This window comes from Larkinella sp. VNQ87 (assembly GCF_049445795.1).
Taxonomy (GTDB): Bacteria; Bacteroidota; Bacteroidia; order Cytophagales; family Spirosomataceae; genus Larkinella.
The window spans coordinates 17434-41835 of sequence record NZ_JBMSDT010000026.1 but is presented as its reverse complement, the minus strand read 5'-3'; the positions used below and the strand labels follow the sequence as shown (position 1 = coordinate 41835).

Below are 24402 nucleotides of genomic sequence, written 5' to 3'. Positions count from 1 at the left end.
AAAGAAAGGCTTTATAGGTTGATAAAGAATTGATTTCTAGGATGAAGTAATTATTTGCGTGAGGATGCGAAGGGCGGAAATTGATTTTTTGTACCTTGAAAAATCAATTTCCATCCCTTCCTTTCTCATGAATCATTCGCTGAACCGCCGGACGTTCTTAAAACAGAGCAGCGCGGGTGCACTCGGTCTCGCTTTTTTTCCAACCGTTCGAAAAGTGGCCCCGAGCGACCGGCTGCGCATTGCCCACATTGGCCTGGGGGGCATGGGCAACAACCACATGGGCTGGTTTGCCAAATTACCCGAGGTCGAGATTGTAGCCTTGTGTGATCTGGATCAGGACCACCTCAACAACAGCCTGAAACGCTTGGCGGAACTGAATCCCGGCACGAAAGCCCTGGGATACAACGACTTTCGGCGGGTATTGGACCGCAAGGATATCGACGCTGTGACCGTGGCCACGCCCGATCACTGGCATGCGCAGATTGCCATGCTGGCCTTTGAAGCCGGGAAGGATGTGTACGGCGAAAAACCGCTTTCGTTCGACGTACGGGAGGGCCAGAAGATGCTCAAATGCCTCAACCGCCACAAGCGGGTATTCCAGCTCGGAACACAGATTCACGCGGGCGACAACTACCACCGGGTGGTCGAACTGATTCGGGGCGGTGCCATCGGGAACGTGCATACCGTCCGGTTATGGAAAACCGGCTTGCCCCCTGATCTGGGTCCGGCCAATTACCAGACGCCCCCGCCCACGCTCAACTGGGATATGTGGCTCGGGCCTGCTCCCAAATCACTTTATACTCCGCAGCGTTGCCATTTTACCTACCGCTATTTTTTGGATTATTCGGGCGGAGTATTTCAGGACTTCTGGTCGCACATCGCCGACATTGTCTGGTGGTCGATTGAACCCAAAAACCTAAAAAGTGTTAGCGCGACGGGAGAAGCGCCGGACGGAATCGCCGACGCTCCCAAAGCGATCAATATTGAGTATGAGTTCGACAACCTGAACCTTTACTGGACATCGGTGCCGCCCAACGTGCCGGGAGCCGCCAAACGCGGGATCGGGGCCTATTTCGAGGGTGATAAAGGTACGCTCCTCTGCGATTATGGCTCCCGCGAAATCACCGTCAACGGCATCGTGATGACCGACATCGCGGAAATCCCGCAGTCGATTTCGCGCTCGCCCGGGCACCAGCAGAATTTTGTCGATGCCGTCAAAGCCCGCACGCAGCCGGAATCGAACCTGGAGTACGCCCGGCGCATGACAATGCCAATGCACCTGGGGCTGATTTCGTACCGGCTGGGCCGCAAGCTGGACTGGAATGCCCGCCGGGAAAAGTTTGTCCGCGACCGGGAAGCCAACTCGTACCTGTCGCGGGAGTACCGCCCTGAGTGGGATCTGCTTTAGCCGCTGGTGCCCGTTCCGGAAGCTATCGTGAGGTAGAGCTTTAGCCGGACTCGATCTTCGGATTGGTACCAGTTGCCCAGGGTGGCGCGTTGCAGCATGGTTTTCAGCGTAAGCTCGCTGCTTGGCACCCGCAGGAGCATCGGCCGATTGGTGGTTTCGCCCCGTAGGACTCGGTTGAGTTGATACGTGAGATTGAACGTGTACGTATCCTCAAATTCCAGTTCGTTGGCGAAGGCAGCATAACTGGCTACGGCGCTCGTGGTACCGGTCGACTGGCCGGGCACGGCTTCCACGGTTTCATTCTGGCTGTTGGTAAAAAACAGGCCGAGTTGGTCGGGAGGTGCGGCATTATCGCGAATGTTTTTCCGAATCGGCTCCAGCACCAGTTCTGCCCGGTTCAGGCCGATAAAACCCGTTGGTTTTATAAAACTGCTGAGCGATGGGATTTCAATCCGGGTGTAGAGAAACGCCCCCGGAACCACAAACGACGCTTTTTGAGTCGTTTGGCTGGGCACGGCGTCCGATAGTCGCTGGAGGGCTTGCAGCGGGGTACCGGCACGGTTATTGGTCAAGCTCGAAAAATGGGCCGCCTGGAAGGGAAACAGCAGCTCATAGGTGGTTTGGCTGATGTCGTTGCCCCGGTAATAAAGCCGAATGCCGGAGTTAGCCGACGTCAGGTTAAACGCCAGAAACGTGTTCTGAGTTACCGGGCTGAGAAAAGCGAATCCTTTCCAGAATTCACCCATGGTTTCGGCGTCGTTGATTTCCTTAGTGATCAGCTTCTCGTAAAACGTTCGCGAAAGAGCCTCAGGAAGCCGGATGCGGATTTGACGGTTTTTCCCTTCCTCAATCTCCTTGGCAAACTGAGGGAGAATGGCTGTCTGAACCAGCGGCTGGGCTTTGTACGGCTCAGACTGCGTGTTGTAATGAACGGCATTGACGTCGAGCGCTTGCTGAAGCTGGTGAATCCGAAGCGGGAACGTATTCAGCGTGTCGCCTACCGCATAGGAAAAATCCATCTCCAACACCAGCGAATCAAACCGGATGCCCCGCTGGTCGGGCAAGTCGTTGGTGACATACGAAAGCGAGGCAAAGCCCCGGGCTTCCATTAATCCTGTTTGGGTATCGGCCCAACGGCCTACTACTACGCTGCTGTCGGAGGAGGTGATGAAGGAATCGGGCACCATCACGGTCGACAACTGAACGGTCATCGTGTCGATGTACTGAATCTGGTTCTCGTCGGGCTTGATCAGGTTCTGACCGACATCTAAATCTCCCGACATACAGGCCGCAGCGATAAGGGCCGTGAGCATCGGTAGCGCAAAGCGCAGAAAAGTTTGCATAGAATAAAAGGGAACAAAGTCAAGGTGGTTGAGGGGATTCAGTATACGGTTTACAGTAATCAGTTTACGGTATGCGGTAATGATCTACCTGGGCTGGGAACATCGCCAGCCACCGAAAACCGTATACTGAATACTGTAAACCGAATCCCGCCCATCGGTTAATGTTGTATCGGAACGCCCAGTTCGGCGAGTTCCCGCGGGGTGAGGGTGGGCGGAAACTGGCCCAGGCGGAGTTTGGACATCACCCGCTGGCCGACCCGCCGGGCCTGCTCTTCACTGACGAAACTGCGGTGGCCCGCCTGACCGGGTATGGTCGGCTGATCGATGACGGGCTCGCCATCCAGCATAACCTGATAGCCCCATCCGGTTGGTGTTGCAACGGTCTGTAGTTCGTAGTTCGGTTTAGGCCGCAGGAAATAGTAAGCCGTAATGATGGCCAAACCCAGCAGTAGGACAACCGCAGACTGAAGGTGTTTGCGCTTCATAGGGCCTAATTTTCGTCGGTGTTTTGTTCAACATTCGGATCAAACTCCCACAGGTCGTCGAAACGGCCCGAGCCGCTGCTGCCGGTTGTGATGTACCCTTTGCCATTGATGGCGAATCCGAAGGCATATTGGCGGGCCGAACCTTCGAAGGCTCCCAGGTCATCCCAGGAATCCGTCGCCGGATCATACACCCAAACCGTCGTACTTCCGTCGCCCAGCGTTATGTAGCCTTTCGAGCCGATGGCGAACCCGACGCCGTAACTGCGCTGGACAAGTTCCTCATCTTCAAAATCGTCTTTTTCGATCCAGAGATCCTGGGCCGGGTTGTAGGCCCACCAGTCGCGTTCAGCCGAGCCGTTATTGTTGCCCGTTCCAACGTACGCCAGCCCGTCGATCACGAACGAAACGGCACCGATCCGCTTGGCTCCGCCGTAGCTGGCAATTTTAGCCCATTGGCCGGTCGTTTGATCGTATGACCAGAAGTCTTTCACATAATTACCATCAAAGCCGGTCCCGACATAGCCTTTGTTGCCAATGGAGAACGCAACGGCATTGCGCCGGGCCGTACCGCCGAAGTCGGCAATACGCTTCCAGGTATCGGCTACCGGGTCGTACTCCCAGAAATCCTTTAGCCGGTCGCTGTTGGCATTTAGTCCGGTGCCGATGTAGCCTTTCGTGCCAATCGCAAAACCGACGCCAGCATTGCGGGCTTCTCCTTCAAAATCAGCTAGTTGTGTCCAGGTATTTCGCTCCGGATTATACGACCAGAAGTCTTTGAGCCGGTCGTTGTCGGCATTGGTGCCGGTACCCATGTAGGCAATGTTGTTGATGACAAAACCAGAAACCGCACTACGAGCCACGCCTTCGAAATCGGACCGACGGCGCCAGTCGCCCAGCACCCCGGCTTCATCGTCGGTGCCGCAACTGCTCAGAACGACACCCCAGGCCACCCAGACCAGGGCGTAGCCAAATAAGGTAACCACAAGGGGGCGTCGGGCCGGAACAACGTGAGAAAACCGGGCTGAAATCGAAAACAACAGGCGTTGAAATAAACTTTTCATAGAAAAAAGGGGAAAGTGAGTAAACAGAAAAGCCGTTGCCAGTCCGACAACGGAAAAGGGAAAAAAAGTGCGTATTTCGTTAATAATGGGTTACAATTCATTGCATTCACAAGATGTTTTGCCGGTTGCCCCGCAGGTTAAAAATGCGGGGCATGGTTTTCAGGTCGTAGCGGAGCGCGTACACATAACGTAACGAGATGCCTACGCTCCAGCCGCTGCCGTTGCCCCGCAGGACGGCGGTTTGCGACTCTCCGCCATTGACCCGATAATCCAGGTTGGTGGTGATGGAGTTGCCCAATCCCCAGTATTTTCGGGCAAACAGGCTCAAATCGAACCGGCCGCCGAGCTTAACCGTGTATTCGGCGGAAGCTTCGGCCAGTCCGCTAAGTTTCGGGCTTAACCGGGTATCGCCCAGAATCTGGATCGTGTCGACCTGTGGTCGGGACGATGGGCGGAAGCTGCCTCCGAAACCCGAGTAACTGTACCCTTCAATCATAAACTGACTCAGTTCCTGGCCGTTGTTCGGCACTATCCAGAAACCGGCTCCGAGCCACAGCCCTGATTTGCCGGTTTGCTTGCCAAACTGCAGCCGCCGTTTCCCGCGTACCAGAAAACCGTGTTTGTCGTTCGTAAACCGCAGATCAAGGGCGCTCGTCCCACTGCCGACAAGCAGCGTATTGTGAATCGGCGACCGGGCATAGCCCCCCTCAACCGCCCAACGCTCATCGCCGACCCAGCCAATCAGGGCGCTCCAGCCGGATTTGGTCGTGGCCTGGGTACTGATCAAACCGTTGAACGTTTGCGAAAGCTGACCCTGATCCGATCGGAAAAAACCGTCCATTCCCACATACCAACGCTCTCGTATGTACGCTTGTCCGTATCGCGCCACGAGTTGCGTCAATTCCGTTCGGCGGTTTTTGGCCGAATGACGTTCCGAACCCGGTTCTTCGGTGAGTCCGGACGACGGGCGGTAATAGTCTGCCGTTCCCTGAGCAAAGGCGGGGCTGACTAAAATGGCAAGCCAGAAGGTGGTTAAAACAGTTTTCATGGCAAAAAGCCAGCTTAGAGGTGTATTATAGTTTGACGGTTTTAAAGGTTGACAAACGCTTAATCATTCGGCCTCCACCGGCTTTGCGCTGGATGGACGAACCCAAAGCTGGCAGCTCATTTCCAGCCGAAACGCCCCGGCGTCCCAGCCGACTGCCCGTGATCTGGTACAGGGCTTCGTTGAGCAGGGTCTCGCTGACATCGCCCAGCGGTTGCAGCTCCAGGGGTTCTTCCACCTCGACGTTCGGCGCAAAACCGCCCGAATAATCCGACTGGCCCAGGCTGTTGAAGGATTTGAACACAATCGGCTGCATGCCCCACTTAATCTCGCCGGTATCATCGACGATCGTGATGGATCCTACGTTTTTGCCATAGGTGGTCGTACCGATCGTCGTAACGGTCATGTAAGGACGCAGCCCATTGATAATCAATTCACTGGAGGATGCCGTTCCATCGGTGGTCAGGACGAAGACCCGCGACAGGTTGCTGCCGATGTTCTGGGATTTGTTCAGAAAACGCTGGACGAAAAATTCCTCGCCGTATTCCTGCCGGATGTAGGGCGTCAGTGTGGCGTTCCACTCTTCCCGGAAATACACTTTACTGTTGTCAATATTTTTGCCGATCAGACTCGCCAGATTGGCCGATGACGAGGTGTAACCGCCCGGATTGTAACGCAAATCCAGGATCAGCTCATTGACGCCTTTGGCTTTAAAGTTGCTGAAAATGGCATCGACCTGATCGTCGTATTCCGAACCGTTGCTGTTATTGGGAGCCGGAACAAATTGGTTATACATTAGATAGCCAACGGTTTTGCTCCCCACCGTATAAATAGAATCGATGAAAATGGGATTGGCCTGCAAAACCGTAGCCGTGACTGAAATCGTTCTGTCGGTATCGACCAGTGAATTATTCTGTACCTCGGCCAGCCCGAAACTGTAGTTGGTCGCACCGGAATACAGCAGCGAAACGTAATTGCTGGTCGTGATGGTCTGGCCGTTGACTTTGCTGATGATGTCTCCCCGTTTAAAACCGGCTTTTTCAGCCGGAGAGTCGGGCAGAACGTAGAGCACCTGGGCAATCACGTTGGTCGATCCCTGCGAGCGCAGGTACAGCATAAACTCCATGCCGGTGGTGGTCGATTCGCCACTCAGCGATGCCGTCAGGTCATCAGCGTTTTCCTCGATCCACGAAAAGCGGTCGCCGTCGGGGCGGGTCGTGGCATCGTAGGTGTAGAGCAGGGAGTCAAAAAAGTCGGATGGGTTCAGGGTTAGATCCGGATTCGACGGAATTTTATCGTTCCAGTAATAGTAATCCCGCATGTTCTCCAGAATCCAGTTGTTGACGGTTTCGTTTTCCGACGTGGAGGTAGTGGGGTCCGGATCGATGTCATCGGCTTCTTTCTGGCAGCCCGACAACAGGCTGACCAACAGTAGGGCCAGGCTCCACCAGGCCGGTTGACTTCGCAGGGTGTTTTTCATAAATTGATAATTCAGGTTGTTTCATCATTTTCAAATCTCATTGCCATCACCTTCCCCGACCGCATTACCCGTTCAGCCGGGGAAGGCAATGGCACAGGCGGTTTATCCTCGCTGCTTCAGCACCTGTTTGAAGGTGCCGTCGGACGCAAAAAGTAGTGCTACATACTTACTGTCGCTGGTTTTTACCCACACAATCAGATCACCGTCTTCTTCTTGGACGGCCTGTTTAATGGTGGAACCGGCGTAATTGGTGGTCACGTAACTGGTTACTGACGCGGGCAAATCGGCCACAGCAACACTGGTAAACCGGCCTTTCAGCGGTTTCGAGACTTCCTTGTTGAAGCTACCGTCGGTGTTGAACAACAGCGTCTTGTTCTGGTCGTCTACGGTAATCATGACCAGGTAACCCCGGGTGCTGTCCTGGGCGGCCGTTTTGATTTCGGCTCCGGCGTAGTTCGTGCTGATGTAGGATGTGATGGCCGACGGAAGCTCGGTGACGGCAATCTCCTCCAGCTTACTGCGTTGGCCTTTGCCACCTCCGTTCCGTCCCTTTCTGTTCCTGAAAGCCAGTTCTTCGTTAAAACTGCCATCGGCATTGAACAACAATGCCTTCCGCTCCCCATTTTGGGTGATGCTCACCAGGTAATTGCCATTGTCATCCTGCGCAGCATACTCGATCGTCGCGCCAGTGTAGTTGGCGGAAATGTAGCTGCTGACGGCGGTCGGCAGGGCGCTGACTTCAATCCGGGTAATCGAATCCCGGCAAAAAAAACCGGAGCTGTCGGAAGCCAGACGGGCGGTGCTGGTGGCTGCGACCTCTGAATCGGAATCCGGAGAAACCGCCTGCTGGTCCTGATTACAACCGTACAGGCCCACGACCGCCAATGCGATAAAAAGGAGTTGCTTCATGGTTTTGTGCTAATTAGAATAAAAATTATAGGTTGGTTGGTAATGCTACGGTAAGCCTACTCCTGCTTCAACTGGCCGGTCGTCAGGCTCGACTCGGCACGGTAGAAGTCATAAAGCCGTCGGCCCAGCAGTTCGTGACTGATGGCGTTCAGGCGTTCGCGGTCGCCGGTAATAAAGAACTCCTCGCGGCTATCAATCAGCGCCTGTACATCAAATACATGAAAACCGCGGTGGGATCCCTGGCTTTTCAGCAGGTCGGAACCTTTCCGGCGCAACCAGCCGCTGACGGGCTCCCGGTGGGGGAAAGGAGTCAGTAAAATCACCCGGTGCCGATGAAACCGGAGTGTTTCCAGAATCCGGGCTAACTGGGTGTACACGTCGCGCAAGGGTTGGATGTTGATCAGCCACGACAGTATGCGCATTTTCCACATCGTAGCCAATTCCAAAAGCTTTTCGCCGGGCGTGGGGCGGAGCGAGAGCCGGGCGTCGCGCAGGTGCCGGTTGGCTATCTGAAGAATAATCAGATCGTACCGGCGGAGCGGTACCCGATGCAGCACCTCCGCGATTGTATGCAAGGGCATGGGGGCATGGTACGTTACGACGACTTCCTGCCCGGCCCGTTCCAGTTGCTGCACGAACTGGTCGATGTAGCTTTGCCGGGAATTCAGGCCTGCGTCGTAATGCAGACTGTCCGCGATGACCAACAACTGTAATTTCATTACCTTCTCAAGTTCTGGTTCGGAGCCGGTATCGAAGCCGAACCGATTTTCCAACGTTACAATTGTCATTACGCCCGGAAATCCGGTGCCGTTGCAGGATAATTCGAAAAAAAAATCGGAAATTCAGGAAGTGAAAAAAATGTGAAAAAAGTGGCTGAAGCCTGCAACAGTCGGTCTGGCTTTTGCGTACAGGATAACATGAGTGAATTGTTTACTTAAATCGTTACGGCCTTGTTCTTTAAAAAGCGCCTTTCCTTTACGGAAAACGATCTGGACAGTGTGATTGAAGCCTGCCGCAACCACGATGCGCAGGCTCAGCGTGTTTTGTATAAAAAATTTTATAGTTATTCAAAAAGCATTTGTTTGCGGTATTCGGCTACTACGGAAGAGGCAGAGGAGGTATTGAACGAGAGTTTCCTGAAAGTATTCCAACGGCTGCATCAATACGATGCTTCCCACCCTTTCAAGGCGTGGTTACGGTCGATCCTGATCAATACGGCGATCAGTTATTACCGGAAATACCACAAACTGGATATGAATTCGCTGGAAACGGGTCAGGACGTGCCGTTCGACGACGATGTTGTCGACCGGATTTCGGCCGATGAAATCCTGGCGCTGGTTCAGCAACTGCCGCCCGCGTACCGGACGGTTTTCTCGATGCATGTAGTAGATGGCTACAGCCTTCGGGAAATTGCCGAGGTGTTGCAAAGCAACGAAGCCACGATCCGATCCCACTTTTTACGATCGCGGCAACGCCTTCAGCAGGCTATTCGGTCTGCCTATCCACATCTCTTTCCATCTGATCCTGCGATTCCTGTTCGTTACTATGAAAACTGATAAATTTGAGGAATCTATACGAAAAAAGCTGGAGGACATCGATCCTCCATTCCGGGAAAACGATTGGCTCCAACTCCGGTCATTTTTGCGCCGAAACGGCGTGCCTTCCCTCGGAGGAACCGCAACCCAGTGGCTGATGCCGATGCTGAGTGCTGCATCAGTGGCCGGTTTGCTGATGCTGACGGTGTGGCAATACCGTACGAACCAGCAACTGGAACAGACCGTCCAGACACTCAAAGATTCCGTCGACGTCCTGCAACAAGTGCCCGCAGAGGTGGCTGCCGATTCACCGACCGCTGTTCAGCCCCGGGTCGATACGGTTTACATTACCCGGGAAGTGATAAAGCCTGTTCCCGGTGTCTCGCCGGATGCACCCCGGTATCGTTCGGATTCGGAAGAAGAAACGCTGGCAAATCGTTTGGACTTAGATGTTACCTCGGAAAAGGCTGAGGATCGGTCTGAAAACGAGGAGGTAACCACCGAATCGGAAACCGGAGTTTCGTTGCCGGTCGGTTCCAACCGCAAGAAAACCAATGTGTTATCGCGGCCGGATTCCCGGGAACGGCTAACCGAATCAAACCGTCGGACGGACCTCAACCGCCCGGATCGGAACACGACCCCGTCAGGTACTGTCAATCAGTCCCGCAATTCGTACGAAACCGATTCGTACCGGAGCACCGCAACGACGGAGCGTGGAAACCGTCGCTATGCGGGTCGGCAAAAACCGTCGGGCTACGCAACGAATCCATCGTATGCGTCCGAATCGTCGGGTGAAAACCGCACATCCGGAAGCGGAACGGCCAATCCGCCCGCCCATTTAGCCGCTCCAACGACGCTTTCCTGGGAACCTGTTCGTTTACGGAGTCAGGCACTTTCCTTCGATTCGAGTTATTATGAAGAAGGTTACCAGCGTCGCATCCGCCGGATTCGGCCTTTCTATCCGGCTTCGTCGACCCCGGTACTGGCGGCTAAACCAGTGGTAGAAGAACCACAGCCCCGGTTTCAGTTTCGGCTGGGCGTTGGAGGGCAGGTCGCGGGTAGCCAAACCGGCTACGGGATAGCCGGGGAAATGCTGGTGGGCAAACACCTGGTCGTGAGTGCCGGGCTGAATTACATCAAGCTTGCCGGGGGGGATTTTCTATCGGACATCGACTACCTCAAGAAGCGCCAAATTGATTTTAGGAAGGAGTTTCCGGATAAGGTTCCTGCTGATCCATTTGTTAAAGTGATCAATATTTCACAGGATGCCCGCTCCTGGCAGGTTCCGCTAACAGTGGGATACCGCTTGCCGATCGGGAATTCGATCTCCGTTTTGCCCATGGTGGGAGCCAGTTTAAGCCTAAGCACGCTTGAAAAAATTACCTTTGAGCATCGTAAACCGCCGATGTTCTACGAAACCGATCGGAAATCGATTTACCGGGATTGCGATCCCAAATTGTACCATAGCTGGCTGGTGAGCCTGGGCGTTGAAAAGCAGGTTGGTCACTGGGCAGTGCAGATCAGTCCGTTTGTGTCGACTCCCGTAACCAGTTCGCGGATTAGCCTGAACGAGACGACCGCCGGTTTTCGGGGACGGTTGTTATACCAATTCTGAGTGTTGTGTTAACCTTCTGATGAACAAGAACCCTGGAAAGGTCGTTTAGTTGAAAACGAGACGACCTTTCTATGAACCCTCTCTTCGGAACGAAGGCCAGTCCTTCGGCAGTCCATGCCATGTTGTTGTTGCTGCGCCTGGGTGTTTCGGCGACTATGCTGACGCACGGCTGGCCAAAATTCATGAAAGTAACGACCGGGAATTTCGAATTCGGTGATCCGATCGGCATTGGCAGTGCTCCCTCGCTGATTCTTTCGATGCTGGCGGAGTTCGGCTGCTCGCTGCTGCTCATCCTCGGTTTTCAAACCCGGCTGGCAACCCTGATTTTGATGATCAACATGCTGGTTATCACCGTTTTTGCCCACGGAAGTGATCCGTTTGGAAAAAAAGAAATGCCTTTGCTGTATCTGCTGATTTATACGACCCTCTTTTTCATTGGCCCTGGCAAGTATTCCGTCGATGGACGAACCTCTAAAACCTGGCCCGGGTGATGAGGCCCGGAACGGGTTATTTTCGCCACAGATTTGGCAAAAACCGGTAATAAAGCAGGTGCCGCCAGGTGCCCCAATCGTGCGCGCCTTCCCCTCCAACGTAGTATTCGTGTTGGACGTTGTGCTTTTGCAACGCTTCGTGCAGGGCTACCGTTCGTTGTCCGATGGTCGCTACCTCGCCGGTTCCCTGTCCGACAAAGAGGTAATCCACTTTTTTATTGACGGCCGGATCGTTCAGAAAGGGTGCGCTCACCTGCTCGGTATTCAGATCGCCGGAACTCAGGCAACCAAAGGAGCCGAACAAATCGAGGCAGTTGAAACCGACCATCTGCGTATGCCGTCCGCCCATCGACAAACCCGCCAGTGCCCGGCCTTTCGGTTTGGTAATGGTGCTGTACTGCTGATCCACCAACGGCACGATGTGTTTACGGAGTTCTTCTTCAAAAAGCTTGAAAGTCAGTTCGGTATGTCGAGGGTCGCTGCGGTGAACGACCTGGTTGTTGGGCATCGCAATCAGCATCGGAGCGGCTTTGCCTTCGGCCAGGAGGTTGTCCAGGATGAAGTTGGCCCGGCCATCGAGCGCCCAGGTCGACGCCAACTCTCCACTACCCCCAAGCAAGTATAAAACCGGATATTTCTTCTTCGGATTATAACCGGGCGGGGTGTAAACGTATATTTCCCGTTCGCCGTTCAGGACATGGGAATGATAGACATGGCGGGTCACCAGGCCGTGCGGAACGGGTTGGGCGTCGTAGTAGGCCGGACCATCGCCGTGAACGACCAACTGGCTGTAACCCGGCTGATCGGAAAAACCGGTCAGTGTATTGTTCGGATCGACGACCGTAACCCCGTCGACGATGAGCTTGTAAACGTAGATATCCGGCTTTACCGGTCCAACCGTAAGCGTCCAGAGCGTATCGGTCGTTTTTTGAAACGGAATCGGCTTTGTGGCTTTGAGCGCCAGCAGCAGCGGACCGCCCGTCAGCAAAACCGCCTGAGCCTGGGGCGCTTTCAGCCGAAAGGTCACCATCCGGTCGTCGCCGACTTCAGGGGAAATGACATTCGCGCCGAAGGGATTCAGATTCTGCGTATTCTTGTGCGGGCTCCAGTCTAAATTGACATGGGCCTGTTGCGCCCAAACAGACGAAAACAGGCCCAGTACGATCAGGTTTAGGAATAGCAGTGTTTTTATCATTGGGATTACCCTGACAAAGCTTAAAGTTAAAAACTTAATATGTAAATTGTACATAAAGGCTATTTTTTATTTTTCTGCATGGATTTCAAACAACAGTTGGTGGAGTACTTTCGGGAGGCTGATGCCAGATGCCTACCCGGCCTTTCGGTCGACTCCGTGATTTTCGGGTTTTCCAATAACCAATTGAAAGTGTTGCTGTTGCGGTGGAAAGGGACAGAGGAATGGGGACTACCGGGCGGTTTTATTTACCGGACCGAGTCTGTCGATGTGGCGGCTCAGCGGATTCTGAAAGAGCGAACGGGGATTAACGAGCTCTTTCTGCAACAGTTTCATACGTTCGGCGATGAGGTGCGGTACGACCGGGCCGAAATCCACCGCAAGCTGAGCTGGCCCGATCCGTCGACGCGCCAGTGGCCCAGCCGAACGGTTTCCATCGGTTATTTTGCGCTGGTCGACTTTTCCAAAGTAACGCCAACGGCGGATTTCCTGACCGACGAATGCCGGTGGTGGGATGTCGAAAAGCTGCCGCCTTTGCTGTTTGATCACAACCACATTGTGGAAGTAGCGCTCAGAACGCTGCGGGTTCAGCTTAGCTGGCAACCCGTCGGTTACAATCTGTTGCCCGAGAAGTTTACAATGCCGGAGTTGCAACGGTTGTACGAAACCATTCTGAATCGCCCGCTCGATCCCCGTAATTTTTCCAAGAAAATGCGGGCACTGGGAATCATCGAGCGGCTGGAAGAGCAGCGGAAGGGCGGGGCTTATAAGTCGCCGTATCTCTTTCGGTTCAACACCGAGAAATATAAGAAAGCCCTCAAGGATGGCGATCTGGCGTTTACCTAGCGTTTCGGAGCCGGAATGTTTAGCATCTCAACTCCCGAAACCGCTTGCCGAGACCACGGTTTTCAGCAATTTTATGGTCTTTGCTTCACCAACGATTGGGCAATCCGGCGGTTTGCATAGCCGGATTGCCGTCTCCGAAATTATTTCTTCGTGTGATTGAACGTAATACTTCCCAACGAAAGCAACGGCTCGATGGGCTTGGCCTGGTCGTTTTTGAAAACCAGGTACACATCATGCACACCATTCGTTTCTTTCAGATCGATTCGGGGCGGTCCGGCGCTGCGGGCCGGAGCAGGGGTTGACGCTGGTTTGGCCTGCGTACTGGCCGTCGCGCCCCCGGCATTCTGGATGGCGGTGGCCGTCGGGGCCGAGCGGGGTTGAGCCACCTCGATCTGCGTCTGACCAATCAGTTCACCCGTGGGCGAGTCGAGCCGGACTTCGACCGTACCACCCACGGCACCTTCGCGTTTCTGGGCCGAAGCCATCAGTTCAAGTTGTTTGATGTCGGTCAGGTCGAGCTTTTTGTAGCCGATGTAACCATTGGCAAACGCCATCAGGCTAACCCCATTTCCCATCCCCCGCGCCTTGATGTCGACACCCTGCGTAATCTCAGCCGTAGCCGGACTGACAACCGGGTTGCGCAGAATAAGCTGGGTTTCTGAGGTTTGTGATGGAATGTTTTTCACGGTTCGGTCGGTGTAAGCCGCCCGGACCAGCACTGAGCCCCGGCCGTTGTCGCCTTCGGGAATCTTGACCGTATAACTACCCTGTATGGGCAAGGTGCTCAACGTCTTTTCGGTGCTGTTCAGAATGTAGTGGACAATGGCGGCTGCATCGGCCACCGACATGGCCGGGTGCGCAGGCATGGCCACTTCACCCCAGACACCGCCCCCGCCGTTGATGACTTTTTTCACCAGCCGATCGGTTTCGGGTTTGGCTTTATACCGGTTGGCAATGTCGTGAAACGACGGACCGACCGATTTAGTCGAGACCTGATGGCACACCTTGCAGTCGCTCTGGTTGATCAGCGTCTGGGCCACGGCAAACTGCGTGGACGCATCGACGCTGCGCTGGCTTTGGGCCACTTCGGCAAAATCGAATCCTTCGGAGGTGTAGTCGATGCTGATGGCTACCCGCGCGGGGTCAATTTTTCCCGGAGCCGCGTTGGCTTTGGCCAGGCTACCGTCTTCTTTGTCCGTTACCTGGACAGCGTACTGAATCGGTTTGTCGGGGAAGAAGAAGGTTCGGTTGCCGGTCAGGTTGACGGCTACGGCGGGCGGTTCGTTCCCGGCAATAATTTTGACTGACTGGCTGTTGCTGGCGCCTTTCGGATCCGTCACCGTCAGCGTTGCTGTGTAGACACCCGGTTTGTCGAAAGAAACCGTCGGGTTGGCGGTTGTAAAGACGCGGGGTGCGCCGGCAGCGGAGGTTACTTTCCACTGGTATTTCAGCGCATCGCCGTCAAAATCTTTGGTGCCTTCCGACGACAATGTGGTTTTGAACGGAACCGTACCGCCTTTCTGGCTGACCGACGCGTAAACGACCGGTTTGCGGTTGCCGCCGTTGTATTCGATCCGAACCAGCCGGGAATTGTCGCTCTTGCGGAACCAGTTGCTGCCGTATTCGAGTACGTAGAGATCGCCGTCTGGTCCAAATTTCATGTCAATCGGTTCGACCGGGCGGTAACTGGGCAACACCCGTTCCATCGATTTATAATCCCCATTTTCGTCCATTGAGATCGCCATGATCCAGCCGCGTGAAAAGTCGGTGGCAATCCATTTGCCTTCGTAATACGTGGGCCAGGGCCGTTTCGGATTTTTGAAATCAGCACGGTGGTAAATTGGGCCACCCGTAGCGCTCCGGGAACCACTGCCCACCAGCGGGAATTTCTCGGAAACGCCGTACGGATAGTAAATGAAATTAGGCGCAACCGGCGGCAGTTCGGTCAACCCGGTGTTGTTGGGCGAGTTATTGATGGGCTTTTTGGGGTCTTTTTTCTCCAGCGGTTTGTTGTTGGCATAGTCGTAAACCGGGAAGGCCTGGTCGTTGCCGACAAACCACGGCCAGCCGAAGTTCCCCGGTTTGCGGGCCTGGTTCAACTCATCGTACCCACGCGGGCCGATTTCGGTATCTTCGTTGGCATCCGGGCCTACTTCACCCCAGTAGATAAACCCGGTTTTGCTGTCGATGGCAATCCGCCAGGGGTTGCGGTGGCCCATCGAATAAATTTCCGGACGCGCTTTGGCGGTGCCTTTCGGAAACAGGTTGCCTTCCGGGATGGTGTACGAACCGTCCGGTTCGGGGTGAATGCGCAGAATCTTGCCGCGCAGGTCGTTGGTGTTTCCGGCGTGGCCCTGGTCATCCCAACTAGCGCGGCCGGGCCGTTCGTCGGTCTGGGCGGCCTGCTGGTTGCCGGTATTGTTGCCCACGGTCAGGTAGAGGTTTCCGGCTTTGTCCCAGGTCATGCCGCCCCCGGTGTGGCAGCAGACTTCCCGCTGCGTCGTCACTTCAAGCACAACTTTTTCGGAACCGGCAACGAGTTTGTCATTGACCAGGTCCCAGCGGGTCAGCAGGTGTTTTTTTTCGGTTGGGTGGGCGTAATAAAGATAAACCCAATGGTTTTTCTCGAAATTCGGATCGAGCGACAGGCCCATCAGTCCTTCTTCGGCTTCCCGCGAAACGCCTTCGGCGTTGGTGTATTTGGTGTTGACCGGGATGTTGGCAATCAGATTGACGGTTTTCGTGGCCGGATCGTACTTTTTGAAAGCGCCTTTACGCTCGACAATATACACCGAGCCATCTTTCAGGGGTTCAAAGACCATCGGTTCGTCCAGCCCTTCAGCCACGACGACCGGCGTAAACCGGCTTTCATCCGGTTTCTGATTTGGGTTGTCCTGCAGGGTGAACGACGCTAACCCGGCAATCAGGGCAGCGTTCAGCAGAAAGGAAAACGGTTTTGAAAGGTAAGGGTTGTACTTCATCATAGGATGGACTCTATACTGGGTTTTATTGTGTAGTTTTTACACCTAAATGTATCAAAAAAAAGTCATTCATTCTCACAACTGTTTCTCATTTTCATCCTGATCGATCATGGATCAGTGAAAATTGGGAACCGTTGAAACAATGAATGACGTTGGCGTGAAGGTCGAACCGGCTACATCGGTTTTGACTTCCGGCCGATCAGTTTCAGATCCAGTGTAAAAGTGTCTTCGATAATTTTATCGGCCGCCGTTCCGATGACAGCCGCCCGGTATTTGATGTCGTATTCCAGCCGGTTTACGGTCAATTTAGCGAGTGCTTCCACGTTGTCGCCATCCAGTTTGACCGTGGCCGGGAAGCTGATGGGTTTGGTGGTTCCCTTGATCATCAGGTCGCCCGTAACGGTGTAATTCGGCTGACCGTCTTTTGCTCCGGCAATGGGCGCTAATTTGGTGATTTTAAAAGTCGAAACCGGGTTTTTATCAACCGCGAAGAAATCGTCATTTTTCAGGTGACCTACCACGCGTTCGCTGCCTTTGTTTTCGGTGATGGTGGTCATATCGGCCGTGAAATTACCCGCCGTCAGTTTGTTGCCATTGAAGACAAATTCGCCTTTGGAAAGTTTGATGTTTCCCGTGTGTTCGCCACCGACTTTTTTGGCGTTCCAGACGAGCGTACTTTGTTCCGTATCAACAACATAGGTAACGGTTTTGGCAATCACTTTTCGGGTGCTTTTCTCGGGGCCATTTGTTCCGGCAAACGTGATCAACGGGCTGGCCGACAACAGAACGACGGCCATGAAACTGGCCAGGATTTGTTTGGTTTGCATAAAATAGAGAGGTTGGTTTAAAGAAAGGTCGGGTTTGACGGGATTCCGCAGCGCAGAATCCCGTCGGGAATAGTCAGGAATTGTTATTGCCGGGGACGGCCACCGCCCTGCCCACCGGCTGGTGCGGATTGTTGTTGCATACCCCCTCCGCCGTTGTCATCGCCACCGCTTTTCTGGTCGTCGTTGTTGATGGTTTTCTTCCGGCGTCCGAAGCTGAAACCGGAGCCGTCCATGCTCATTTTACCCAGTCGGTACGAGAAGTTGACGCGGACACCGGCGTTGTACATGTTGTTCACGCTACGTTGGGTCAGCAGGGGCGAAATCGACTCGGAACGAACTTTGAACGGGTAGTTGAAAAAGTTTTCAGCCGCCAGTCCGATGCTGCCCCGTTTGTTTTTGAAATCTTTCTTCACGCCCAGGTTGTAGAAGGCAAAGCTGCCCTGGTAGCCCTGCAGGGTAATCTGACGACCCCGGCCCCCGCCGAAACCCTGAATCCCCCAGCCGTTTTTCAGTGTCACGCTCGTGAACAACCGTCCACCCACAACCCAGCCGGAGTTCGACGCTCCGTACAGCGGATTGGCGTTGTTGTTGGTCAGGTAAGTATGGTACAAATCGACGCCACCGCCCAGTTGCCAGATCGAGAACAGGGTCACGTTCGTGAACAGGTTGGCCCCGTAGGCGCGTTCCGTACCGATATTCTGCGTGGTCGTGCTGATCACCGTCTGAAAATTGGGATTCAGTTCCGTGCCAATGTTACGGGTGGACGTATCCCGAACGCTCGTGATCGAGTTGTCGGTAATCCGGGCAAACAGGGTGGCATTCAGGTAGAATTTCTTAATCTGACCACTCAGGCCCAGTTCGAAGTTGTCCGTCAGTTCAGGTGCCAGATTGGGGTTCCCCTGGCTGATGTTGAGCGGGTTGGCCGCGTTGATGTTGGGGTTCAACTGCTGAATACCCGGGCGTTGAATCCGGCGGTTGTAGGCCAGTTTGATGATTTTTCCGCCTTTGATGCTTTTCGAGATGTTGACGCTCGGAACAAACGTGCCGTAGTCCGGAATGTCGCTGACGTCGGCGGTCGGCTGTTCGCTGCTGTTGCTAAACCGGGCATTGATGAAGGTGTATTCGTACCGGCCACCGGCTTTGAACGTCCACTTGGTTTTGGTTGCGAGCGTGTAGGCTACATAACCGGCCGTGATGTTCTGATCATAGTCCAGGGCGTTTGACGGCTGGATCGGGCTGATTTCGTAATTCTCGTTATCGCCGTTGGTGGTGTAGAACGTGAAGTCGCTGTTGATTTTCCGGAAAATCCCTTTACCCCCGATCTCGAACAACTGGTTGCGGGTAATCGGCGTCTGGTAATCGACCTGAATTGTCGATTCCTGGTTGTAGCTCGGGTTTTCGTTTTTCTGGCGACTCGTCACCGTCTGCATATCGGTGCCGTTAAGCAGTTCAGTGATGAAGTTGTTCGTGTTGCTGTTGCGGCTGTACAGACCCAGGATGCTCAATTCCTGGTTCGTTTTATATGTTTTCGTATAGCTCAGGTTCGCATCGACGGTTCCCGAATTGTTCTTCGACTCGACGTTCCGGCCCGTGCGGTTGGCCAGGAGGTTGATGTAGGACAACGTTTGCAGGTTGTCCTGGTAGTTGATCATGTTCCGCAGCCCGTACCGAACGCTGGCCGAAAGGGAGGTATTTTTATCGATGTCATAGTCCCAACCGAACTGGTAGTTACCAAACATACCGGCCTGCCGGGTGTCGGCATTCTGGATCGTCGTGGTCGTACCGGTCTGGCTGACCGTGGTCTGGGTGCTGTTGAACGAGCCCCGGACGTTGTACATAGCCCGGCCAAAACCGCCGAGGTTGAAGCCCATTTTTCCCTGCCGGTAGCTGGCGTTCAGGTTCAGGTTCGAACTCCGGTTTCCGGTGCCAATGTCCATGTTCAGGGTGGCACCCTGCAGGGTGTTCTTTTTGGTCACGATGTTGATGATCCCGGCGGATCCTTCGGCATCGTACTTGGCCGAGGGGCTGGTAATCACTTCCACGGTTTTGATCATGTCGGCCGGAATCTGCTTGAGAGCGTCGGCTACACTGCTGGCGATGATGGTCGAGGGTTTGTTGTTGATCAATACCCGCACGTTGCTGCTTCCGCGCAGGCTGACGTTTCCGTCGAGGTCAACGCTCAGCATCGGTACTTTCCGCATAATATCGGCCGCATCGCCCCCTTTCGAGGTAATATCCTTTTCGGCGTTGTAGACCAGCCGGTCTACTTTTTCTTCGATCAGTGCGGCCTGGCCCGTCACCGTCACTTCGTTCAACATCCGAACATCCTGCGACATTTTAACGATGCCGACGTTGATGTCCGATCCTTTTTCGATTTTGATGGGGTTGGATGTCTTGTTCTGATAGCCCAGGAACGAATACTGAAGCTTGTAGTCCCCCGGCGCCAGGCGGGTGAGGCTGAATTTCCCCTTAGCATCGGCCGTGGTTCCGTCAATGGGCTTTCCGGTTTTGACGTCGATCAGCGCGATGGTGGCAAATTCGACGGGTTTGTTGGACGTCGAATCCATCAGATATCCATTGATTTTCCCGTTACCCCGGGGTTTATCATCGTCGGCGGTGCCGGGAATAAAGGTTTTTTCCTGTTGTTGATTACCGCGCTGGCCTGGTTGCCCCATCCGGCCGCCAAAACCACCGCCCGGTCCGCCCCCGCCCGGAAACTGAGCGAAAGTCTGGACAGTGACCAGGCTGCTTGCTATAAAAAGAAGTGAGAGGGAAAACTTGCTCATGGATTTGAGTTCATTAGACATTGGAATGACAAAACAACAACCGTGTACGGACAGAGAAAAACGGAATAGACTAAAGAGGTGGGAACATCGCCGGATGGCGTCTTTTTACCGATGAACGTGACCCGTATTTTTGACCAGCCACCGGTGTAATGCCGGTGGCTGGATCGGAATCAGCCGACGGAAATGGTACGGAACGAAACCGGAGTCGGTACGTGCGTTGCCAGATTGATTGCCCGGGTCTGGGTGTTTTTCCCGTCGGAGACAACTACCCGGTACAGGCCGTCCGGTAAACCGCTGATATCAAAGCGAGTACGTATAGCCTTTTCGTCTTTGCTGAGGTATTGCGTAGCCTGGGTAATGCCACTTTGATCGACCAGCCGAACGGTGATCTTGGAACCTTCCAGATTCTGAACGACCACGTCAACTTTCATGTTGGAAGGAAACGCAATAACCGATGTTTCAAATGGTACTTTCCCATCGCCGGTGTTTGTCGTGGTGGCAAAGGAAGCCGAAGAAGCGCTAAGTGTAAGCGCGAGAGCGAGCACTGTGAGAATAGATTTCATGTGGATGACTGTTTTTAAAATGAATTGGTGGTTGGTTGGTTCACAGCCGGTTGCGCTGTTTGAACGATACAAAGGAATAGAGCGCAGCTTTGCCAGCAAAACGCAATATACCAGTGAGTTAGGGATGCCGATCAATGGGTAATTTCGACCGATAAGTACTCAAAAAAGGGCGTGTCCGGGTCGGAAGAAAGTGACAAACGGGATTATAGGCAAAAATGGGCCGTTGGTCGGGATAAGCAGCCTATTTGTCGATTCTATAGGATGAGTATATGATTTGTGCTGTATTCTTGCTGTAGTAAATTTGAATTCAGTCATTCGACCTGGCTTCATAGATCGCATCAGTCGAATGTTCACGATATATTAATAGAGATGGTAGTTGGACAACCTGGTTTCCCTGAAATCAGGTTGTTTTGTCTTTTTCGCCGAATTTCTTCAACTTGGGTGTAACGTCCGCAATCCTCGCATTTCATGAAACTACTCACGTTACGTCACGGTGTTCCGGTATTGATCCACATTCTGGCGTGGGGCTTACTCGGTTTTGCCCTGTTGGTGTATCAACCCCTCAATTGGGACGTTGTAGTGCCCAGTCAGTTCTGGGTGAAGCAGGGGCTCTATTTTGGTCTGTTAGTGGGCGCTTTTTACCTGAACACGATGGTCCTGGTTCCCAGTCTGTTGTTCCGTGACCAAACTGCCGTGTATGTGGTAGCGGTAGTCGCGGCCGCGGTGGCGGTTCTGGTGCTGCTCTACCATATCGATACCTGGCTGAATCTGCCGGAGCTGATGCACCGGGCTTTTCACCCGGAAGGCGGTCCGCGCAAACCCCGGAACATCTGGGGATGGAGCCAGTCGGTCCTGGTGACCACGTTTCTGATGCTCGGGATTGGAACCAGCATTGCATCGGTTCAGAAGTGGCAGGAAGACGCCCGAATCCGGCTGAGCCTGGAACAAGCTCGGGTTACTTCCGAGTTGTCGTTTCTCAAAGCCCAGATCAATCCGCATTTCTTTTTCAATACCCTCAATAATATTTATGCCCTGACACTCATTGATGGCGAAGCCTCCCGCGAGGCCTTGCACCGGCTGTCACGGATGATGCGGTATGTTCTTTACGAAACCGGGAACGATACGACCATGCTGAGCAAGGAAATTGCGTTCGTGCAGGACTACATCCAACTCATGCAACTTCGGCTGACCGACAAAGTCAGTGTGATTCTGGAGCAGCCAACGCCCCTGAAAGACGTGCCGGTGGCCCCAATGCTGCTACTTCCGTTTGTCGAAAATGCCTTCAAGCACGGCGTGAGCGCCATGATGCCGAGCCGGATCGTCATCAGCATTCATCAGGACGGAACGAATTTGGAAATGAACGTGAGAAATACCATCTTCCCCGAGAAAAACCAGTCGCTGGAGGTGGGAAGTGGCATCGGTTTGACCAATACCCGTCGGCGGCTTGATCTGCTCTATCCCGAACGTTACGAATTGTCGGTCATGGAAGACACGCCTACCAACGAGTATCTGGTCCATCTGAACCTGAACTTAGCATGACGTTAAACTGTATTGCGGTCGACGACGAGCCGCTGGCGTTGGGGCTGGTGTGCGCGTTTATCGAGAAAACGCCTTTTTTACAACTGGCCGGGCGGTATAGCAGCGCGGTTGAGGCCTTGCAGGGACTACACGACAATCCCGTTGATGTGTTGTTTCTGGATATTCAGATGCCGGACCTGACCGGTATGGAACTGGCCCGGGTGATCGAACGGAGTCCAAGTGGGCAAGCCCCCCGAATTATCTTCACGACGGCTTACAACCATTTTGCGCTGGAAGGGTACAAAGTCGATGCACTGGATTATCTGCTGAAACCGTTCAATTACGAGGAGTTTCTGCGGGCTGCCAACAAAGCCAAAGCCTATTTCGAACTGGTCAAACGGCCCGTTGCTGCGCTGGCGACGGCTGCCCCTGAACCGGAGGACGAGTACCTCTTCCTGAAGGTGGAATACCAGTTAGTCCGGATTGCCTTCAACGATATTCTTTACATCGAAGGACTCAAAGATTACGTCAAGGTTCACCTGCGGAAAGAGCGTCCGGAGGCTGTTCCGAAACCCATTCTGTCCTTGACGAGCCTGAAAGCACTAGAGGACAAGCTACCCGCCCGGCGGTTTATGCGGGTGCACCGCTCGTTCATTGTGGCGCTGGACAAAATCGAAGCCGTGACCCGGAACACGATCCAGATTGGCCCGGCCACGATTCCGGTCAGCGATCAGCACAAGGATGCCTTCAACCAATTTCTGAGCCGCTGGTCGTAGGCGTTTCGGTGGCAATCTGTCGTTCGAGCGTCGCTTCAGGGCCTAACGTGAGCAGGTTGTTGAGGTGATCGGCAACGGCGTCGGCAAAGCCCGAGAGACCGCTCAGGTCGGTTTCCCAGAGGGTGGTGTCGGCGCAGAGTGTTTGTACGAAGTTCCGGACCGAAGCCACATCGTGAACGTCGACCTGCTGCCATAATTTGTAAAAATATTCGGCATAATCGTCGCGGATGGGGTAGGTGATGATTCCTCCGGTGGATGTGGCGGTTTCGCCCAGGTACGTGCCTTCTTGCACCCGAACCGCTTTCATGAAGCGCAGATAAGCCGCAAAACCCAGCGCCATACGGGCGGGTACTTGCTGCGAATTTTCCATAAACCGCTGAATGGTCGGCAGATTCCGAGCCCGCATTTTCGAGGTTTCGTGCAGGGTAATGCTCAGCAGCAAGTGCTCGATGTAGGGATTGCGGAACCGGTCGAGTACGTCGGCCGCAAACTCCCGGACGGCATTCGGGTTGTTTTCTGGAATCATCCATTCGGGCAGGGTCGGCACGATCTCCTGCGTAATGACCTCCTCGACAAACCGGCCCATCAACGGGTGCTGCATCATCTCGTTGACGGTTTCGAGCCCCAGCAGATAGGCCAGCGGCACGCTGATGGTATGGCCACCGTTGAGCACCCGAAGTTTACGCTCCCGGTAAAAATTGATGTCTTCGTCGATGATGACACTGGCATCGGCTTTGGCAAACGTCAGCATGTTTTTCACCCGATCGTCGCCCTCGATGGCCCAGAGCCGGTAGGGTTCGGCCATAATCAGCAGGTTGTCCTGATAACCCAGGTCCTGTTGCAATTGCTGGTGCGTTTCGGCGTCGGGTTTGCCCGGTACGATGCGGTCGACCAGCGAGTTACAAAACCGGACGTGGTATTTCAGCCATTTCATGAACAACTTGCCGAGTTCGTTGTGCAGAGCCACTTTCTCGACAATATTGCGGAGCTTCAGCCCGTTGTCGGTAATCAACTCCGTCGGAATGACGACCAATCCCTTGTTGCGGCCTCCGCCAAAATTCTTGAAACGCTCGTACAAAAAAGCCGTCAGTTTGGCCGGGTACGACTGTGGGGGATTCTGGAAAATACTTTCTTCGACGTACTGAATGCCAACTTCCGTGGTGTTGGAGATAATCACCTGCAACGATGGTTTTTTAGCTACATCGAGTACTGCTTTCCAGTTGTCATGGGCCGAAATCACCCGACTGATGGCTGATACCACCGTATGTTTGTTAATCAATTCACCTTTTTGAATCCCCCGATTGACTACGGTATACAACCCATCCTGATCCGCAAACTCGTCGGTGGTTCCGCCGGTCGATTTCACCACGACGATGCTGCCGTTGAAAATTCCCTGCTGGTTGGCTTTGTGAATCAAATAATCGGGTAAACCGCGCAGCAAAACCCCCGTGCCAAATTGCAGCACGCGCTCGGGGTGATTAGGAGCCGGATGGTTCGAACGGTTCAGTTGTGTCATGATCGTGAACTATTTCTGGGTTGTA

At 54.0% G+C, this 24402-nt stretch carries 21 protein-coding genes; 8 read left to right on the top strand and 13 right to left on the bottom strand.

Annotated features, from left to right (window positions below; all coding sequences use genetic code 11):
- Positions 1–127 precede the first annotated feature (127 nt).
- Positions 128–1408 carry a Gfo/Idh/MocA family protein gene (locus tag ACO2Q8_RS28985; protein WP_423348405.1) on the top strand — a complete coding sequence of 427 codons (1281 nt, stop codon included), beginning with the start codon at positions 128–130 and terminating at the stop codon, positions 1406–1408.
- On the opposite strand, the gene ACO2Q8_RS28980 is transcribed toward ACO2Q8_RS28985, so the two are convergent.
- From ACO2Q8_RS28980 to ACO2Q8_RS28950, 7 genes are all read right to left on the bottom strand, one after another.
- A complete protein-coding gene (locus ACO2Q8_RS28980; protein ID WP_423348404.1) occupies positions 1405–2751 on the bottom strand; it encodes a DUF4270 family protein in 1347 nt (448 codons plus the stop codon). The genes ACO2Q8_RS28985 and ACO2Q8_RS28980 overlap by 4 nt on opposite strands.
- A gap of 158 nt (positions 2752–2909) precedes the next feature.
- Positions 2910–3236 (bottom strand): DUF4907 domain-containing protein, encoded by a 327-nt coding sequence (locus ACO2Q8_RS28975; RefSeq protein ID WP_423348403.1) that lies wholly within the window; start codon positions 3234–3236, stop codon positions 2910–2912.
- A gap of 5 nt (positions 3237–3241) precedes the next feature.
- A complete protein-coding gene (locus tag ACO2Q8_RS28970; protein ID WP_423348402.1) occupies positions 3242–4297 on the bottom strand; it encodes a Kelch repeat-containing protein in 1056 nt (351 codons plus the stop codon).
- 106 nt (positions 4298–4403) lie between these two features.
- Positions 4404–5345 carry a hypothetical protein gene (locus ACO2Q8_RS28965; RefSeq protein WP_423348401.1) on the bottom strand — a complete coding sequence of 314 codons (942 nt, stop codon included), beginning with the start codon at positions 5343–5345 and terminating at the stop codon, positions 4404–4406.
- A gap of 25 nt (positions 5346–5370) precedes the next feature.
- The gene (locus ACO2Q8_RS28960; RefSeq protein WP_423348400.1) at positions 5371–6822 is read right to left on the bottom strand and encodes a S41 family peptidase; all 1452 of its coding nucleotides are present in this window, start codon (positions 6820–6822) and stop codon (positions 5371–5373) included.
- A gap of 102 nt (positions 6823–6924) precedes the next feature.
- Complete coding sequence (locus ACO2Q8_RS28955) at positions 6925–7731, bottom strand: PepSY-like domain-containing protein (protein ID WP_423348399.1); 807 nt, start codon at positions 7729–7731, stop codon at positions 6925–6927.
- Between the two features lie 56 nt (positions 7732–7787).
- Entirely contained in the window at positions 7788–8450 is a 663-nt protein-coding gene (locus ACO2Q8_RS28950; RefSeq protein WP_423348398.1) for a hypothetical protein, read from the bottom strand.
- Positions 8451–8681: 231 nt separating this feature from the next.
- On the opposite strand from ACO2Q8_RS28950, the gene ACO2Q8_RS28945 reads away from it, so the two are divergent.
- The 3 genes from ACO2Q8_RS28945 (at position 8682) to ACO2Q8_RS28935 (ending at position 11372) form a co-directional block, all read left to right on the top strand.
- Positions 8682–9287 (top strand): RNA polymerase sigma factor, encoded by a 606-nt coding sequence (locus ACO2Q8_RS28945; RefSeq protein ID WP_423348397.1) that lies wholly within the window; start codon positions 8682–8684, stop codon positions 9285–9287.
- The gene (locus tag ACO2Q8_RS28940) at positions 9277–10881 is read left to right on the top strand and encodes a hypothetical protein (protein WP_423348396.1); all 1605 of its coding nucleotides are present in this window, start codon (positions 9277–9279) and stop codon (positions 10879–10881) included. The genes ACO2Q8_RS28945 and ACO2Q8_RS28940 overlap by 11 nt, the downstream gene beginning before the upstream one ends.
- Before the next feature lie 71 nt (positions 10882–10952).
- Positions 10953–11372 carry a DoxX family protein gene (locus ACO2Q8_RS28935; protein WP_423348395.1) on the top strand — a complete coding sequence of 140 codons (420 nt, stop codon included), beginning with the start codon at positions 10953–10955 and terminating at the stop codon, positions 11370–11372.
- Positions 11373–11388: 16 nt separating this feature from the next.
- Here the strand turns inward: ACO2Q8_RS28935 and ACO2Q8_RS28930 are convergent, their stop codons facing one another.
- The gene (locus ACO2Q8_RS28930; protein ID WP_423348394.1) at positions 11389–12567 is read right to left on the bottom strand and encodes an esterase; all 1179 of its coding nucleotides are present in this window, start codon (positions 12565–12567) and stop codon (positions 11389–11391) included.
- Positions 12568–12645: 78 nt separating this feature from the next.
- Between ACO2Q8_RS28930 and ACO2Q8_RS28925 the strand changes: the two genes are divergently transcribed.
- On the top strand, positions 12646–13410 hold the full coding sequence (locus tag ACO2Q8_RS28925; RefSeq protein ID WP_423348393.1) for an NUDIX hydrolase: 765 nt from the start codon (positions 12646–12648) through the stop codon (positions 13408–13410).
- A 140-nt stretch (positions 13411–13550) separates the two neighbouring features.
- Here ACO2Q8_RS28925 and ACO2Q8_RS28920 read toward each other — a convergent pair whose 3' ends face one another.
- From ACO2Q8_RS28920 to ACO2Q8_RS28905, 4 genes are all read right to left on the bottom strand, one after another.
- Positions 13551–16391, bottom strand: a complete 2841-nt coding sequence (locus ACO2Q8_RS28920) for a PQQ-dependent sugar dehydrogenase (protein WP_423348409.1) — start codon at positions 16389–16391, stop codon at positions 13551–13553.
- Between the two features lie 173 nt (positions 16392–16564).
- Positions 16565–17218, bottom strand: coding sequence for a YceI family protein (locus ACO2Q8_RS28915; RefSeq protein ID WP_423348392.1), 654 nt, complete (start codon positions 17216–17218; stop codon positions 16565–16567).
- An 83-nt stretch (positions 17219–17301) separates the two neighbouring features.
- Complete coding sequence (locus ACO2Q8_RS28910; protein WP_423348391.1) at positions 17302–20004, bottom strand: TonB-dependent receptor domain-containing protein; 2703 nt, start codon at positions 20002–20004, stop codon at positions 17302–17304.
- A gap of 170 nt (positions 20005–20174) precedes the next feature.
- On the bottom strand, positions 20175–20435 hold the full coding sequence (locus tag ACO2Q8_RS28905) for a hypothetical protein (protein WP_423348390.1): 261 nt from the start codon (positions 20433–20435) through the stop codon (positions 20175–20177).
- Here ACO2Q8_RS28905 and ACO2Q8_RS28900 point away from each other — a divergent pair.
- From ACO2Q8_RS28900 to ACO2Q8_RS28890, 3 genes are all read left to right on the top strand, one after another.
- Positions 20434–20709: a hypothetical protein gene (locus tag ACO2Q8_RS28900; protein WP_423348389.1), complete on the top strand. Its 276-nt coding sequence runs from the start codon at positions 20434–20436 to the stop codon at positions 20707–20709. The two genes, ACO2Q8_RS28905 and ACO2Q8_RS28900, sit on opposite strands and share 2 nt — an antisense overlap.
- A 326-nt stretch (positions 20710–21035) precedes the next feature.
- Positions 21036–22106 carry a sensor histidine kinase gene (locus ACO2Q8_RS28895; protein WP_423348388.1) on the top strand — a complete coding sequence of 357 codons (1071 nt, stop codon included), beginning with the start codon at positions 21036–21038 and terminating at the stop codon, positions 22104–22106.
- The gene (locus ACO2Q8_RS28890) at positions 22103–22861 is read left to right on the top strand and encodes a LytR/AlgR family response regulator transcription factor (RefSeq protein WP_423348387.1); all 759 of its coding nucleotides are present in this window, start codon (positions 22103–22105) and stop codon (positions 22859–22861) included. The genes ACO2Q8_RS28895 and ACO2Q8_RS28890 overlap by 4 nt, the downstream gene beginning before the upstream one ends.
- Here the strand turns inward: ACO2Q8_RS28890 and ACO2Q8_RS28885 are convergent.
- Positions 22833–24377 (bottom strand): tagaturonate reductase, encoded by a 1545-nt coding sequence (locus ACO2Q8_RS28885; RefSeq protein ID WP_423348386.1) that lies wholly within the window; start codon positions 24375–24377, stop codon positions 22833–22835. The two genes, ACO2Q8_RS28890 and ACO2Q8_RS28885, sit on opposite strands and share 29 nt — an antisense overlap.
- Between the last annotated feature and the right edge of the window lie 25 nt (positions 24378–24402).